Origin of the sequence: Agrobacterium sp. NPDC089420, from assembly GCF_044900305.1 — a bacterium.
Lineage (GTDB): Bacteria > Pseudomonadota > Alphaproteobacteria > Rhizobiales > Rhizobiaceae > Agrobacterium.
On sequence record NZ_JBJDMY010000008.1, the window covers coordinates 154,100 to 169,925 of the forward strand.

Sequence of the window (15,826 nt, forward strand, 5' to 3'; positions counted from 1 at the left end):
CCTTGGCAACGGCAGATGTCGTCCTTATGTTAGGGGCACGTAAGAGCGGGCAGCAGACATGCCCGTGTGAGTTCGGGGAGTTCGATGAACCCAAATTTCAGAAATTTCGCCTTGTGGGCCGTGATCGCCCTCTTGCTGATCGCGTTGTTCAGCATGTTCCAGACGTCGCCGACACAAACGGGTTCACGGGAAATTCCGTATTCCCAGTTTCTTCGCGATGTGGATTCCGGGCGAGTTCGCGACGTAACCGTCACCGGTAACCGGGTTCTCGGAACCTATACCGAAAACGGCACGGCCTTTCAGACCTATTCCCCCGTCATTGACGACAGCCTGATGGAGCGCTTGCAGAGCAAGAACGTCACCATCGTGGCGCGTCCCGAAAGCGACGGCTCTTCCGGTTTTCTGAGCTATCTCGGCACGCTTCTGCCGATGTTCCTCATCCTTGGCGTCTGGCTGTTCTTCATGCGGCAGATGCAGGGCGGTTCGCGCGGCGCGATGGGCTTTGGCAAATCAAAGGCCAAGCTTTTGACGGAAGCCCACGGCCGCGTGACGTTTGACGATGTCGCCGGCGTGGACGAAGCCAAGCAGGACCTCGAGGAAATCGTCGAATTCCTGCGTGATCCGCAGAAGTTCCAACGCCTGGGCGGTAAAATTCCGCGCGGCGTGCTGCTGGTCGGCCCTCCGGGTACCGGTAAGACGCTGCTGGCGCGCTCCGTCGCCGGTGAAGCCAACGTGCCGTTCTTCACCATTTCCGGCTCTGACTTCGTGGAAATGTTCGTCGGCGTCGGTGCAAGCCGCGTGCGCGACATGTTCGAACAGGCCAAGAAGAACGCGCCCTGCATCATCTTCATCGACGAAATCGACGCCGTCGGCCGCCACCGTGGCGCCGGTCTCGGCGGCGGTAACGACGAACGCGAACAGACGCTGAACCAGCTGCTGGTCGAAATGGATGGCTTCGAGGCGAATGAAGGCATCATCCTCATCGCTGCCACCAACCGTCCCGATGTTCTGGACCCGGCACTTCTGCGTCCCGGCCGTTTCGACCGTCAGGTCGTCGTGCCGAACCCGGATATCGTCGGCCGCGAGCGCATTCTCAAGGTGCATATCCGCAACGTGCCGCTGGCGCCCAACGTCGACCTCAAGGTTCTGGCCCGCGGCACCCCCGGCTTTTCGGGCGCGGACCTGATGAACCTCGTCAACGAAGCCGCGCTCATGGCCGCCCGTCGCAACAAGCGCGTGGTCACCATGCAGGAGTTCGAGGACGCCAAGGACAAGATCATGATGGGTGCGGAGCGTCGCTCCTCCGCCATGACCGAGGCCGAAAAGAAACTGACCGCCTATCATGAGGCAGGTCACGCCATCACCGCGCTGAAGGTTGCCGTGGCCGATCCGCTGCACAAGGCGACGATCATTCCGCGCGGCCGTGCGCTCGGCATGGTCATGCAGCTGCCGGAAGGCGACCGCTACTCCATGAGCTATAAGTGGATGGTGTCGCGTCTCGTGATTATGATGGGTGGACGCGTTGCCGAGGAACTGACCTTCGGCAAGGAAAACATCACCTCCGGCGCGTCCTCGGATATCGAGCAGGCCACCAAGCTTGCCCGTGCCATGGTCACCCAATGGGGCTTCTCCGATGCGCTCGGTCAGGTCTCCTATGGTGAAAACCAGCAGGAAGTCTTCCTAGGTCATTCCGTCTCGCAGTCGAAGAATGTCTCCGAGGCGACGGCTCAGACGATCGATACCGAAGTTCGCCGCCTGATCGATGAGGCTTATGCCGAGGCACGCCGTATCCTGACGGAAAACCATGACGGTTTTGTCGCGATTGCCGAGGGCCTTCTTGAATACGAAACCCTGACGGGCGACGAGATCAAGGCGCTGCTGAAGGGCGAGAAGCCCGCTCGTGATCTCGGTGACGATTCTCCCGGCAGCCGCGGTTCGGCCGTGCCGAAGGCCGGTACCAAGAAGGACGGGCCGAGCGAAGCGAAGGGCGACGGCGAAGCCAAGGGCGACGGCGAGGCCGAAGGCGGTATGGAGCCGCAGCCGCACTGATCGCCAGCGTTGCTTGCGTTATTGTAAAAGGCCATCCGGTATTCCGGGTGGCCTTTTCAGTCTGGTAACAAGATATAAGCCATTTTTGCGGTAATTTACGTGCTGTTTATTGTGGTTTGTGGCATCTAGCCAAAAACGCTTCCGGCTATTTTCAGCTTTTGCCGGAATGCCTGAAAGATTTGGAGTTCAAATGGCACGCCGTTATTTCGGTACCGATGGTATCCGCGGACAATCAAACGTCTTCCCGATGACGCCGGACCTGGCGATGCGTGTTGGCATTGCCGTTGGAACGATCTTCCGCCGTGGCCACCATCGTCATCGCGTCGTCATCGGCAAGGATACGCGGCTTTCCGGCTATATGCTGGAAAACGCCCTGGTTGCCGGCTTCACCGCAGCCGGGCTGGACGTCTTCCTGCTAGGCCCCATTCCGACGCCGGCCGTCGCCATGCTGACCCGCTCGCTGCGCGCCGATATCGGCGTGATGATTTCTGCCTCGCACAACCCCTTCTCCGATAATGGCATCAAGCTGTTCGGACCGGACGGATACAAGCTGTCGGATGAGCTGGAACTGGAGATCGAAGACCTTCTCGATAAGGATATTTATGCCCAGCTTGCCAAGCCGGCCGAAATCGGCCGCGCCAAGCGCGTTGATGGCGATATTTACCGCTATATCGAATTCGTCAAACGCACCCTGCCGCGTGATGTGACGCTGAGCGGGCTGAGGATCGCTATCGATTGCGCCAATGGCGCCGCCTATAAGGTGGCGCCGGCTGCACTCTGGGAACTGGGTGCGGAAGTCGTCACCATCGGTAACGAACCGAACGGCATCAATATCAATCTCGAATGTGGCTCCACCCACCCGGAAGCCCTGCAAAAGAAGGTGCATGAGGTGCGGGCCGATATCGGTATCGCGCTGGATGGTGATGCGGACCGTGTCATCATCGTCGATGAGCGTGGTGAGATCGTTGATGGCGACCAGCTGATGGCGGTCATTGCCGATAGCTGGGCTGCGGATAACACGCTGCGCGGCGGCGGCATCGTCGCGACTGTCATGTCCAATCTCGGGCTGGAGCGCTTCCTTAGTGACAAGGGCCTTACCCTTGCCCGCACCAAGGTCGGCGACCGTTATGTCGTAGAGCACATGCGCAACCACAATTTCAACGTCGGCGGCGAGCAGTCCGGCCACATCGTGCTGTCGGATTACGGCACGACAGGGGATGGTCTCGTCGCGGCATTGCAGGTTCTCGCCAAGGTCAAGCGCTCCGGTCTTACCGTCAGTGACGTGTGCCGTAAGTTCGAGCCGGTGCCGCAGCTCCTGAAGAATGTGCGCATCTCCGGCGGCAAGCCGCTGGAAAATCCGGTCGTGCAGCAGGCGATTGCGGATGCGGAAAGCGCGCTGGCCAATAATGGCCGCCTTGTCATCCGCCCGTCCGGCACGGAGCCGCTGATCCGCGTCATGGCGGAAGGCGACGACAGCGCCAAGGTGGAGAAGATCGTCAACGATCTCGTCGGCGTCATTGCCAATGCCCGCTCGGCTGCGTGAGCAGATCAGGCAGTAGAATAACGAAAAGCCGGCTTTCCAGCCGGCTTTTTCTTTGAGTATTTCCTAATAAAGATGGTGAATGATCGTGGTTAATCGGGACTTAACCATTTTACGCCACTCTGCGTGACTGAACAGTTCACTGGCAGCTGCCGCAACGCACGTGCCTCTTCTGGAGTGGAAGTCATGAAAAACGCCCTGGCCGGATTTCTGGCCGTTCTGCTGACCGGCACAAGCGCCGTCGGCGCCGATCTTTACCAGGCCGAGCCCGCGCCCGCCTATGTCGAGGCACCTGAAGTTCAGATCACCCAGGCGAGCGGCTGGTATCTGCGCGGCGATGTCGGTTATTCCTTCAACAAGCTGCGCGGCGCCCATTATTACCAGGGCGGTCCGGGCGGCTATCTGCAGGATTTCGAGACCGCAAAGATCAAGGATAGCTACAACATCGGAGCTGGCGTCGGCTACCAGTTCAATAATTATTTCCGCAGTGATCTGACCTTCGACTATATGGGGAAGTCTGATTTCCGCGGCTCCACCCGCGGATTCTGCGGCAACGGCGCTCCCTGCGTTTCAACGGATCTGAGCTCGCTCAGGGCCTATACCCTGATGGCAAACGCCTATGTCGATCTTGGGACCTATGGTCGCATCACGCCTTATGTCGGCGGTGGCGTTGGTGCGTCTTACGTCAAGTGGGACAAGCTCCGTAACACCTCCTGTGCGACCGACGGATCGGGCTATTGCGACGAGACGACGGAACACGGCGGCAAGGGCAAGTGGCGCTTCGCCTATGCCCTGATGGCCGGCGCCTCCATCGACGTTACCTGCAACCTGAAGGCCGATATCGGTTATCGTTTCCGCCACATCAACAAGGGCGACATGTTCGGTTACGAGAACAATGGCGGTCCGGGCCGCGACAAGGGCCTTTATTCGCATGAAGTGCGCCTCGGCGGCCGTTATGTCTTCAACGGCTGCGATACCGCACAATATATGCCGCCTGCCGATATTCCGCTGCAGCCTGCCGTTTATAAATAAACGTCACGCACCGCTGGTAGTTTCAAACCGTCCGCATCCTCCGGGTGCGGGCGGTTTTGTTGTACCGGCATCTGACGCGGCGCATGACGCATATGGACCAAGATTCTTCTGCGTAGCGACATATTCCGCTTGACTGAGATCGGCGACAGGAATAGCAACGGCGTCAGGACACTCCACCCTAACGTGGAGCGCCTATCTGGAAGGGTAGTCAAATGACAGATATCGTGAAGCCGGACGTCCGTCCGGGCAATACGCATTTTTCCTCTGGTCCCTGCTCGAAGCGTCCCGGTTGGTCGCTGGAAGCTCTCTCCGATGCACCGCTCGGTCGCTCGCATCGCGCCAAGGTTGGCAAAGCCAAGCTGAAGCAGGCCATCGATCTCACCCGTGAAGTTCTGAACGTTCCTGCCGATTATCGCATCGGTATCGTTCCCGCATCCGACACCGGCGCCGTTGAAATGGCCCTCTGGTCGCTGCTCGGCGAACGCGGCGTCGACATGCTCGCCTGGGAAAGCTTCGGCGCCGGCTGGGTCACCGACGTCGTCAAGCAGCTGAAGCTGAAGGACGTCCGCAAATTCGAGGCCGATTACGGCCTGCTGCCGAACCTCGCCGAAGTCGATTTCGACCGTGACGTGGTCTTTACCTGGAACGGTACGACCTCCGGCGTCCGTGTTCCCAATGCCGATTTCATCCCTGCCGACCGCAAGGGCCTGACCATATGCGACGCCACCTCGGCGGCCTTCGCGCAGGACATGGACTTTACCAAGCTCGACGTCGTCACCTTCTCCTGGCAGAAGGTTCTGGGCGGCGAGGGCGGCCATGGCGTCATCATCCTTTCGCCGCGCGCCGTCGAGCGTCTGCTGAGCTATTCGCCGCCATGGCCTCTGCCGAAAATCTTCCGCATGGTCTCCGGCGGCAAGCTGATCGAAGGCATCTTCACCGGCGAAACCATCAACACGCCGTCCATGCTCTGCGTTGAGGATTATATCGACGCGCTGCTGTGGGCCAAAAATCTTGGTGGCCTGAAGGCGCTGATCGGCCGTGCCGATGCCAATGCCAAGGTCATCTACGACTTTATCGAGAAGAATGACTGGATCGCCAACCTGGCCGTCAAGCCGGAAACCCGCTCCAACACCTCCGTCTGCCTGAAGATCGTCGATCCCGAAGTGCAGGCGCTGGATGCCGCCGCACAGGCCGATTTCGCCAAGGGCGTCGTCGCCCTGCTCGAAAAGGAAAATGTCGCCCTCGATATCGGCGCCTACCGTGACGCACCGTCCGGTCTGCGCATCTGGGCCGGCGCGACCATCGAGACGGCCGACATGGAAGCCGTCATGCCCTGGCTTGCCTGGGCCTTCCAGACGCAGAAGGCAGCACTTTCCAAGGCTGCCGCCTGATTTTGATACCGGCCCTGCGCTGATGCAGGGCCGCCGATTTCCCGCTTTAGAGCATTTCCAGCAAAAGTGGACACCGGTTTTGCGTCCGGAAATGCGTAAAACAACAGATCCACCGTTTTTCAAGGAGCCCGTGAACCATGGCACCTCGTGTACTCGTATCCGACGAACTGTCGGAAACCGCCGTCCAGATTTTCCGCGATCGCGGCGTCGAAGTCGATTTCCAGCCGAAGCTCGGCAAGGACAAGGACAAGCTTGCGGAAATCATCGGCAATTATGATGGTCTGGCCATCCGTTCCGCCACCAAGGCGACCGAAAAGCTGATCGAGGCCGCGACCAACCTCAAGGTCATCGGCCGCGCCGGCATCGGCGTTGACAATGTCGATATTCCGGCTGCCTCGCGCCGCGGTATCATCGTCATGAACACGCCTTTCGGCAACTCCATCACCACCGCCGAACACGCCATCGCGCTGATGTTCGCCGTCGCCCGCCAGCTTCCGGCCGCCGACAGCTCCACGCAGGCCGGCAAGTGGGAAAAGTCGAAATTCATGGGTGTCGAAATCACCGGCAAGACGCTCGGCGTCATCGGCGCCGGCAACATCGGCTCCATCGTCTGCTCGCGTGCGCTTGGCCTCAAGATGCATGTTCTGGCCTATGACCCATTCCTGTCGCCGGAACGCGCGCAGGAAATGGGCGTCACCAAGGTCGAGCTGGACGAACTGCTGGCGCAGGCGGATTTCATCACCCTGCACGTGCCGATGACCGACAAGACCCGCGGCATCCTGAACGCTGAAAACCTTGCCAAGACCAAAAAGGGCGTGCGCATCGTCAACTGCGCCCGCGGCGGTCTGGTGGATGAGGCGGCCCTTGCCGAAGCCATCAAGTCCGGCCATGTCGCCGGTGCTGGTTTCGACGTGTTCGAAGTCGAGCCCGCCACCGAGAGCCCGCTTTTCGGCCTGCCGAACGTCGTCTGCACGCCGCATCTCGGCGCTTCGACCACGGAAGCGCAGGAAAACGTCGCCCTTCAGGTCGCCGAGCAGATGTCGGATTACCTCGTGAAGGGCGCGGTTTCCAACGCCATCAACATGCCGTCGATCACGGCGGAAGAGGCACCCCGCCTGAAGCCCTTCATTCGTCTGGCGGATGTTCTCGGTTCCTTCGTCGGCCAGGTGCAGGAAAGCGCCACCAAGGAAATCGAAATCCTTTATGACGGCGCGACCGCCAACATGAACACCAAGGCGCTGACCAGCGCGTTGCTGGCCGGCCTCATCCGCAGCCAGGTTGCGGATGTGAACATGGTTTCTGCACCGGTGATGATCAAGGAAAAGGGCATCATCCTGTCCGAAGTCAAGCGCGACAAGACCGGCGTTTACGACGGCTACATCAAGTTGACGGTCAAGACGGAAAACCAGATCCGCTCGGTTGCCGGCACGGTGTTCTCGGATGGCAAGCCGCGCTTCATCCAGATCAAGAACATCAACATGGATGCGGATGTCGGATCGCACATGATCTATATCACCAATACCGACGTTCCCGGCATGATCGGCTTCATGGGCACCACGCTCGGTGAGGCTGGCGTCAATATCGCCAACTTCCAGCTTGGCCGTGAAAAGGAAGCCGGCGATGCGATTGCGCTGCTTTACGTCGATGGCCCGGTTTCCGAAGCCGTGCTGGACAAGCTGCGCGCCAACCCGGCGATCCGCCAGGTCAAGCCGCTGACCTTCAACGTCGACTGATCTTATCGTTCCTCCCAAGGGGACAATAAGGCCCGGTGCAGGGGAGACCCTGTGCCGGTTTTTTTTGTTTTGCCGATTGCCGGATTTGCCGCAAACATATGCATCTATCGCTCTGGTTGCATATCACGAAAAATTTAAGGCGGGTGCTCTAAAAATGATGATCATGAGTTGCTATATCGCCTGCTGACATGCCGCTCATGGGAGGGCGGCCAACAGGAGATAGTGATGTTTGCTGCCTTTCGGCGCTTCAAGGGTTTGTTCGCAGTCGCCGCGCTTGGTATCGCGGTGTCTTTCGTGGCGGTTGATATGGCGGAGGCACGCCGTGCCAGCGGTGGCTTCGGCAGCCGTGGCACGCGGACCTATTCCGCGCCGCCGTCAACCAGCACTGCGCCCGGCCAGACCGCGCCGATCAACCGCAGCATGACGCCGAATACCAATCAGGCAACGCCGAATGCTGCTCAGCCGGCCCGTCCCGGCGCGCAGGCGCCGCAGCAAAATCGCGGCCTGTTCGGCGGCATGATGGGTGGCCTGATGGGCGGCCTTCTGATGGGCGGTCTGTTCGGCATGCTCATGGGCGGCGGTTTTGGCGGCATGGCCGGTTTCTTCGGCATGCTGCTGCAGGTGGCGCTGATCGGCCTCCTGGTCATGCTCGCCATGCGTTTCTTCGCATCGCGCCGTCAGGGCCAGCCCGCTTATGGCGCAGCCGGCGGATCGCAGCGCGCGGATCACTCCGGTTCCCCTTATAATGGCGGTTCGCAGGCGGGTTCTGGCGCATCCTCGTTCAAGATCCCGAAGATCGGTGCGCTGGCCGGTGCTGCGGGCGGTACCGCGGCTGCCACAGCTGCGGCGGCCAAGCCGGCGCCCCATGCCAATGCCGTGTCGGAAGGCGATGAAATCGGCATTACCCAGGGCGACCTCGAAACCTTCCAGAAAATGCTGGAAGACGTACAGGCTGCCTATGCCGCTGAAGACTATGGCACATTGCGCAAGCTGACGACGCCGGAAGCCATGTCTTACCTCGCGGAAGAACTGAGCGACAACGCCACCAGCGGCGTGAAAAACGATGTGCGCGATGTGACGCTGCTGCAGGGCGACGTTGCCGAAGCCTGGCACGAAGAGGGCCAGGATTATGCAACGGTGGCAATGCGCTACTCCGCCATCGACGTGATGCGCGACCGCACCTCGGGCAATGTTATCGAAGGTGACGAGCACAAGCCGTCCGAAGCTGTGGAAATGTGGACCTTCGTGCGCCGCGGTGGCAACGACAATTGGCAGGTTGCCGCCATTCAGGCCGCCGCCTGACGCCATATCGCTTTCTTTTTCAAACTGGATGGCCCGGAGCTCCGCCAAGCTCCGGGCCTTCGTTTTTTCAGGCTGCGTATATTTCCGATTTTGATGTTGATTCGGATTGCTATCCAGCGCGGGCGAAGACGGGGCGGCGCGCAAAAAAACGACTGGAAAATCTAACGGGTGATATCTGTCGTGTCCGCGGACCCCGATCCGCCCTTTCGCCCTGCCATGCAAGGGTTTCGCTGCTCCTTGCGGAGGCATCCTGTCTGCGCATGGCTTGTCACTTCCACGGAATCGCCTTTTTTCATTCATCCGACATTCAGTCCCCGCGTCCTAACCACGGGGCATACACGTCAATGTGACTTTTCGCGCCGGTTCTAAACCGCTTTGGAAAGGGAACCTCAAGCGCAAAACAGCGTTGACAATCCAATTCCCGGCCTCCCGCAAGCCGGGCTGGGTGGCCGGGCACTGCAGGCCCTGCGAGAACGGAGAGCTATCGAGATGAAACGCTTTGACCTGATCGACGGGATGCGTGGTTACTTCCTCGTCTTCATGCTGATCAACCATCTGGTGTTTGCCGGCGGCTTCTGGCTGGTGGAGATCAATCACCGGCAGTTCGCCTTTGTCGAGGACGCGCAGGGCTTCGTGTTCCTGTCCGGCCTGCTGATCGGCATGGTCTATGCGCGCAAGATGATGAAATACGGCTATGATGCCGGCAAGCAGATGATCTGGAACCGGGCGATGGAGCTTTATCGTTATGCGATGGGCCTCGTCATCGCTGTGCTGTTCTTCCGCATGGTCATCCCGCATGCGCCTTATATCTGGTACAACTGGCTGGGCATGACCTCGTTCGACGATCCGCTGCGTCTCGCAGCGATCGCAACGTTCCTGTTCCAGCCGACCTTCATGGATATCCTGCCGCAATATATCGTCTACATGATCTTTGCGCCCGTGCTGGTGAAGCTCTGCCTTGACGGCAAATGGGCCTATGTCATGGCCGGTTCGCTGCTGGTCTGGATGGCCGGTCAGCTTGGCCTGCAGCAGATCGTGACGACCCCGCTCAACGAGCTCGTCAAGGGCGTGGATGAACAGGGCATCCGCGTCAGCTTCAACCTGCTTGGCTGGCAGCTGGTGTTTTATTCGGCGCTGGTGATGGGTGCCATGACGGCGCAGAACCGTATTCCGTGGAAGGCGATCTTCTCGCCGCAGCATACATGGTTGCCCAAGGCCGCCCTTGTCATCTGCCTGTTCTTCATGCCGCTGCGGATCGCCACGGCCTGGGGCCTGATGCCGGAATTCATGATGGGCAAATTTTCCACCATGGAAATCCGCGCCGATTTCGGTCCGGTCTATCTCATCAACTTCCTCGCCGTCGGTGTCGGTTTGACCTGGCTGGTGATCGCAGGCCCGAAACACCATCGTCCGCTGGTGCGCTCCATTGCCGAAGGCGTCATCTGGGTGCTGTCGCTGAAGTTCCTTCAGCTGCTCGGCCGCCATTCGCTGCAGGTCTATGTCTGGCACGTGGCGATCGTTTATGGCGTCTATTATCTTGATGGCCGCACGGCGGAACTGTCGCAGTTCAGCAAGACGCTGATCGCGTTTACGGCGATCGGATTGCTGGCCTTGCCCGCCCTGTGGAGGGAACGGGATAAGTGGATCGGCAGCAGCGGCCAGAAGACGGCCGGCGCTTAAAGGCCTGTCACGCCCCGAATTTGAACGGCTTTGCGGGGCGGCTTTTCGCCCCGTACTTGCGTGCGCGGCCATTCCTTTCTATATGCAGCCCTTAAATCCGCAGGCAGGCAGGCCCGAATGACGGCCAAGGTTCCTTGCGGCGGATGACCGACAGGCGGCGGGGCCTTTACCCCCGTTATGACTGACGATGGGAAAAAACGTGAATACGCTCGATTTTGACAAGAGGCCGGAAGATACCCGGATCGTTGTCGCCATGTCCGGTGGCGTCGATTCTTCGGTTGTGGCCGGTATCCTCAAGCGCGAGGGTTATGATGTCCTCGGCATTACGCTCCAGCTTTACGACCATGGCGCTGCCGTGCACCGCGCGGGCTCCTGTTGTGCGGGCCAGGATATCGACGATGCGCGCAGGGTCTGCGAAACGCTTGGCATTCCCCATTATGTGCTGGATTACGAAGCGCGGTTCCGTGAAACCGTCATCAATCCCTTCGCCGAAGCCTATGCCATGGGCGAAACGCCGATTCCGTGTGTCGCCTGCAACCAGACGGTAAAATTCGCCGATCTGCTTGCCACTGCGCAGGAACTGGGGGCCGACGCGCTGGCGACGGGCCATTATATCCGCTCGCGTCCCAATCCGGTTGCCGACCATCCTGCTCGTCGCGCGCTCTACCGCCCGATCGACAGCGACCGCGACCAGAGCTGGTTCCTGTTTGCGACGACACAGGAACAGATCGATTATCTGCGCTTTCCGCTGGGCGGCCTTTCCAAGGCGGAAACCCGCGCCCTGGCGGAAGAGATGGGGCTTGTCGTGGCCAAGAAGGCCGACAGCCAGGACATCTGTTTCGTGCCGCAGGGCAAATATACCGATATCATCAACAAGCTGAAGCCGAATGCGGCTCTGGCGGGAGACATCGTGCATCTCGACGGCCGCGTGCTGGGTCGTCACGAGGGCATTGTGCATTATACGATCGGCCAGCGCCGCGGCATCGGCGTTGCGACGGGGGAGCCGCTATATGTGGTGCACCTCGATGCCCGCGGCCGCCGGGTCATTGTCGGCCCGCGCGAGGCGCTGGAAACCCGTCGCGTCTATCTGCGTGACATGAACTGGCTGGGCGATGGCTTGCTGGCGGAAGATGCAGGGCAGGGCTTTGCCTGTTTTGCCAAGGTGCGCTCCACCCGCCCGCCGACGGAAGCGATGCTGCATGCCGACGAGAGCGGTATTTACGTGGACCTGATGACCGGAGAGGCCGGCGTCGCCCCCGGCCAGGCCTGCGTGCTTTATTCCGCCCCCGGCGCGGATGCCCGCGTCTGGGGCGGTGGTTTCATCGAGCGTTCGGAACGCTCGGCGGAAGCGGAGGCATCGTTGAAGGCGCTTCTGGAAAAGCCGGTTGCCGCCTGAAACAGTTCGCTTTTTGCGGCGGTGTGGAAAGCGAATTTTTTGCGCATCTTGCGCTTGACACTTTGGGGAGCGGCACCTTATAAGCCGCTCATCCTGATGGAACGGCCAGTCACATGACTGTCACGTTTCCCCTGTGGCGGGGTAGCTCAGGTGGTTAGAGCAGCGGAATCATAATCCGCGTGTCGGGGGTTCAAGTCCCTCTCCCGCTACCACTTTCATCCAGAATATATGAAAACCGGCAAATGATTGCCCGTGTTTTTGCGTGTTGGCGGAGGTGCGCAAAGGCTTGCCTTGGCGTCCCAGCGATTGGCGGTCGCCAAAAAAAGGGAAACCCGCCTGCTGCCATAATGCAGCCAGCGGGTCTCAACCTCTACCCCCTCCCACAAGGGCGGCTGCACAAAAGCACATTGAACGAATTATGGCAAGATCATGGCGGCGATATTGTTGTCGCGGACGCGCGCATTCGCCAATTTAGCTGCAAATGGCGAAATTTGACGGCTTTCGCGCCTCTCCGATAAGGGTCCGGCACAAGGCGGCAGCCACAGAGCCGCGCATTGCGGCGCGATTCGAGCAGGTTTGCAGTCATATTCGATTGAGACGCCGGTCCCGGTCGCGCGACGTCCGTCAGGGCTCTGCATTATTCTTGCGCGGCGGCGGCAAAAAAAATGCCCGCTCAGGGCGGGCAGTTCAGAGGGGAACTGAGGTTAGGAGCCTCGCATCTGAAACGGTCATTCATGGCATAAGTTCCGCACGGACAGGAATTTCGTCCCGGCGCTTGTTGCGGGATCGGTGAGGGGCGATGGAACGCACTGGCAGATGCGTAACAGCAGTTACCAGTACCAATCTTACCCAAAATCTGTCTCTGAAGAGTTTGGAGCGGGCGAAGGGATTTGAACCCTCGACCCCAACCTTGGCAAGGTTGTGCTCTACCCCTGAGCTACACCCGCTCAAATCCACCGGTCCGGGGTAGTTCGCTGAACCGTGGGCCACCGTGTTGCGGCGACGGGCGCTATATCGCTCAATCGATTTTGGAATGCAACAGGGAAATGACAAAAACGCGAAAATTTCTTTGAAAAATGCGACAAGCGGCGGAAATGATTGAGAGTTTTTCATCTCGATGTTTTTTCATGCGTTGCCAAGCGCCGGTTGCGCCCTTAATCAGGGATAGGGTGATATCGGAATCGGCAAAGGCGGGCGGCGGAATATGGCGGAGAATTCTCCCAAGACGGCAACGGACCTGTTCGAGTTTCTGGACGGGCTCGGCATCCCTCACACTACGAAACAGCATGAACCGGTGTTTACCGTCGCTGAATCCCAGTCGCTGCGCGATCTCATTCCCGGTGGCCACACGAAGAACCTTTTCGTGAAGGACAAGAAGGATCAATATTTCGTCCTGACCGTCGAGGAAAACGCGGTGGTTGATCTCAAGAGCGTTCACAAGACAATCGGTGCCGCAAGCCGCGTGTCTTTCGGCAGGCCGGAAAAAATGCTCGAATATCTGGGCGTCGTGCCGGGATCGGTGACGGTGTTCGGAGCGATGAACGATACCGGCCGGCAGGTGACCTTCGTGCTCGATAGCGGCCTTCTGGAAAACGAACTGGTCAATGGCCATCCGCTTTCCAACGACCAGACGACGACGATCGCGTCGAAGGATCTCATTCGTTTTCTCGAGGCGACCGGACATGCGCCGCTTGTCTTGAAAGTCAGCGAGTGAGATACGATCTTTGCTTCAGTTAAGACATGCGACAGAGATTACGGGAGACCGGCATGAGCGGCACGAATAATCCTTACGGCGGTTCCTATGGCGGGCAGATGTCCGCGAGCGCGCAATATAGTGGCGAGTTGAACGGGGCGGCCTCCGGTCACATCAAGGACACCACGACGGCCGGCTTTTCCAAGGATGTTCTTGAGGAATCACGCCGCCAGCCGGTTCTGGTGGATTTCTGGGCGCCGTGGTGCGGTCCGTGCAAGCAGCTGACGCCGGTGCTGGAAAAGGCCGTCAACGAGGCGAATGGCCGTGTGAAGCTCGTGAAGCTGAACATTGACGATCACCCGTCCATTCCGGGCCAGCTCGGTATCCAGTCCATTCCCGCCATCGTCGCCTTTGCCGATGGCCGGCCGGTGGATGGTTTCATGGGCGCTGTGCCGGAAAGCCAGATCAAGCAGTTCATCGACAAGATTGCCGGCCCGGATGCGGGTGATCCGAAAGCCGAGATCGAGGCGGTTCTGGCCGAGGCGAAGCAGCTTCTGGCGGATGGCGATTTCAACGGTGCGGCGCAGCTCTTCGGCGCCGTGATGCAGGCCGATCCGGAGAACCCGGGCGCTATTGCCGGTATCGCCGAATGCATGATCGCGGCCGGGCAATATGAGCGGGCCGGCGAATTGCTGTCTTCCCTGCCGGCGGAACTCGGCGATGATGCGGGCATTCAGCTCGTTTCGAAAAAGATCGCGCAATATGAGGAAGCCCGAAAGATCGGCGATCCGGTGGCGCTGGAAAGCGATCTCGCCGTTAATCCCGACCATCACGAGGCGCGGGTGAAGCTCGCCAAGGTGCTGAATGCGCAGGGGCGGCGTGATGAGGCGGCGGACCATCTGCTCTACATCATGCGCAAGGACAGGACCTTCGACGATGACGGCGCGCGCCGCCAGCTTCTGGAGTTTTTCGAGGCCTGGGGTTTCAAGGACCCGGCAACTGTTGCCGGCCGCAGGAAGCTTTCGTCGATACTGTTTTCATAGTGCGGGCATATCCCCGGCCGTGACGGTTGATCCGCCGGCCGGGCAGAGCAGTGAACAGGGGGCTTGATCCCATGCATGTCGGAAATGCGAGATATGTGAAGAACGACGACCTGCCGGAGACCGTGCCGGTCTTTCCCTTGCCGGGCGCGCTGCTTCTGCCGGAAGGCCATCTTCCGCTCAATATCTTCGAACCGCGATATCTGGCGATGATAGACACGGCATTGGCGAGCCACAGGCTCATCGGCATGGTGCAGCCGGCCCTTCACGTCATTGACGCAGGGCGAGATGGCGGGCCTCTGAGCGCGGTCGGATGTCTTGGCCGCATCACCTCCCTTTCCGAAACCGGCGACGGCCGCTACATCATCTCGCTCACCGGCGTATGCCGTTTCCGCCTGCTGGAAGAGGTGGAGGCCGGCAAGCCCTATCGCAGTTTCCGTCACGCACCCTTCATCGCCGATCTTTCCGGTGAATATGATGAGGAAGCCGTGGACCGTGACAATCTGCTGCGCGTTTTCCGGGCGTTTCTGGATGCCAACCAGCTGGAGGCGGATTGGGACAGCGTGGAAAGGGCGGGCAACCGTGTCCTCGTCAATTCGCTTTCCATGATGTCTCCCTTCGGGCCGGCCGAAAAACAGGCGCTGCTGGAGGCGCCGGACCTGAAGACGCGGGCCGAGACTTTGATTGCCATTACCGAGATCGTTCTCGCCCAGGGGTCGGGTGAGGGCGGTACGGTGCTGCAATAGGAGCGCCGCCATGGACGACAGGATGAGCAATGTCGATCCGAAGCTGCTGGAGCTGTTGGTCTGCCCCTTGACCAAAGGCCGCCTTTCTTATGACCGTGCCCGCAACGAGCTCGTCTCCGAGAGCGCGAGGCTCGCCTATCCGATCCGCGACGGGGTGCCGATCATGCTGATTTCCGAAGCGCGCAAGATAGAGGACTAAGCTTCGCCGCGTGCCGGGTTCCAGA

The 15,826-nt window shown here is 59.9% G+C and carries 12 protein-coding genes and 2 tRNA genes; 13 read left to right on the forward strand and 1 reads right to left on the reverse strand.

Annotated elements, in window-relative coordinates; translation table 11 throughout:
- Positions 1-84 precede the first annotated feature (84 nt).
- From ftsH to ACI2KA_RS14835, 9 genes are all read left to right on the forward strand, one after another.
- Positions 85-2,049 (forward strand): ATP-dependent zinc metalloprotease FtsH, encoded by a 1,965-nt coding sequence (ftsH, locus tag ACI2KA_RS14795; protein ID WP_110758059.1) that lies wholly within the window; start codon positions 85-87, stop codon positions 2,047-2,049.
- Positions 2,050-2,239: 190 nt separating this feature from the next.
- A complete protein-coding gene (gene glmM, locus ACI2KA_RS14800) occupies positions 2,240-3,592 on the forward strand; it encodes a phosphoglucosamine mutase (RefSeq protein ID WP_404503229.1) in 1,353 nt (450 codons plus the stop codon).
- Positions 3,593-3,775: 183 nt separating this feature from the next.
- Positions 3,776-4,621 (forward strand): outer membrane beta-barrel protein, encoded by an 846-nt coding sequence (locus tag ACI2KA_RS14805; RefSeq protein ID WP_404503230.1) that lies wholly within the window; start codon positions 3,776-3,778, stop codon positions 4,619-4,621.
- A gap of 212 nt (positions 4,622-4,833) precedes the next feature.
- Entirely contained in the window at positions 4,834-6,012 is a 1,179-nt protein-coding gene (locus tag ACI2KA_RS14810; protein ID WP_404503231.1) for a phosphoserine transaminase, read from the forward strand.
- Between the two features lie 137 nt (positions 6,013-6,149).
- Entirely contained in the window at positions 6,150-7,745 is a 1,596-nt protein-coding gene (serA, locus tag ACI2KA_RS14815; RefSeq protein ID WP_404503232.1) for a phosphoglycerate dehydrogenase, read from the forward strand.
- A 225-nt stretch (positions 7,746-7,970) separates the two neighbouring features.
- Complete coding sequence (locus ACI2KA_RS14820) at positions 7,971-9,047, forward strand: Tim44 domain-containing protein (RefSeq protein ID WP_404503233.1); 1,077 nt, start codon at positions 7,971-7,973, stop codon at positions 9,045-9,047.
- Positions 9,048-9,536: 489 nt separating this feature from the next.
- Positions 9,537-10,727 carry an OpgC family protein gene (locus ACI2KA_RS14825; RefSeq protein WP_404503234.1) on the forward strand — a complete coding sequence of 397 codons (1,191 nt, stop codon included), beginning with the start codon at positions 9,537-9,539 and terminating at the stop codon, positions 10,725-10,727.
- Positions 10,728-10,926: 199 nt separating this feature from the next.
- Complete coding sequence (gene mnmA / locus ACI2KA_RS14830; RefSeq protein WP_404503235.1) at positions 10,927-12,123, forward strand: tRNA 2-thiouridine(34) synthase MnmA; 1,197 nt, start codon at positions 10,927-10,929, stop codon at positions 12,121-12,123.
- Positions 12,124-12,258: 135 nt separating this feature from the next.
- Positions 12,259-12,335, forward strand: a tRNA-Met gene (locus tag ACI2KA_RS14835).
- Between the two features lie 660 nt (positions 12,336-12,995).
- Here ACI2KA_RS14835 and ACI2KA_RS14840 read toward each other — a convergent pair.
- Positions 12,996-13,070: transfer RNA gene (locus ACI2KA_RS14840), tRNA-Gly, on the reverse strand.
- A gap of 257 nt (positions 13,071-13,327) precedes the next feature.
- On the opposite strand from ACI2KA_RS14840, the gene ACI2KA_RS14845 reads away from it, so the two are divergent.
- The 4 genes from ACI2KA_RS14845 to ACI2KA_RS14860 all read left to right on the forward strand — a co-directional run bounded on the left by ACI2KA_RS14845 (position 13,328) and on the right by ACI2KA_RS14860 (position 15,801).
- Positions 13,328-13,837, forward strand: a complete 510-nt coding sequence (locus tag ACI2KA_RS14845; RefSeq protein ID WP_404503236.1) for a prolyl-tRNA synthetase associated domain-containing protein — start codon at positions 13,328-13,330, stop codon at positions 13,835-13,837.
- 53 nt (positions 13,838-13,890) lie between these two features.
- The gene (gene trxA, locus ACI2KA_RS14850; RefSeq protein ID WP_404503237.1) at positions 13,891-14,859 is read left to right on the forward strand and encodes a thioredoxin; all 969 of its coding nucleotides are present in this window, start codon (positions 13,891-13,893) and stop codon (positions 14,857-14,859) included.
- A gap of 71 nt (positions 14,860-14,930) precedes the next feature.
- Entirely contained in the window at positions 14,931-15,602 is a 672-nt protein-coding gene (locus ACI2KA_RS14855) for an LON peptidase substrate-binding domain-containing protein (protein ID WP_404503238.1), read from the forward strand.
- Positions 15,603-15,612: 10 nt separating this feature from the next.
- The gene (locus tag ACI2KA_RS14860) at positions 15,613-15,801 is read left to right on the forward strand and encodes a Trm112 family protein (RefSeq protein WP_065117419.1); all 189 of its coding nucleotides are present in this window, start codon (positions 15,613-15,615) and stop codon (positions 15,799-15,801) included.
- Positions 15,802-15,826 lie beyond the last annotated feature (25 nt).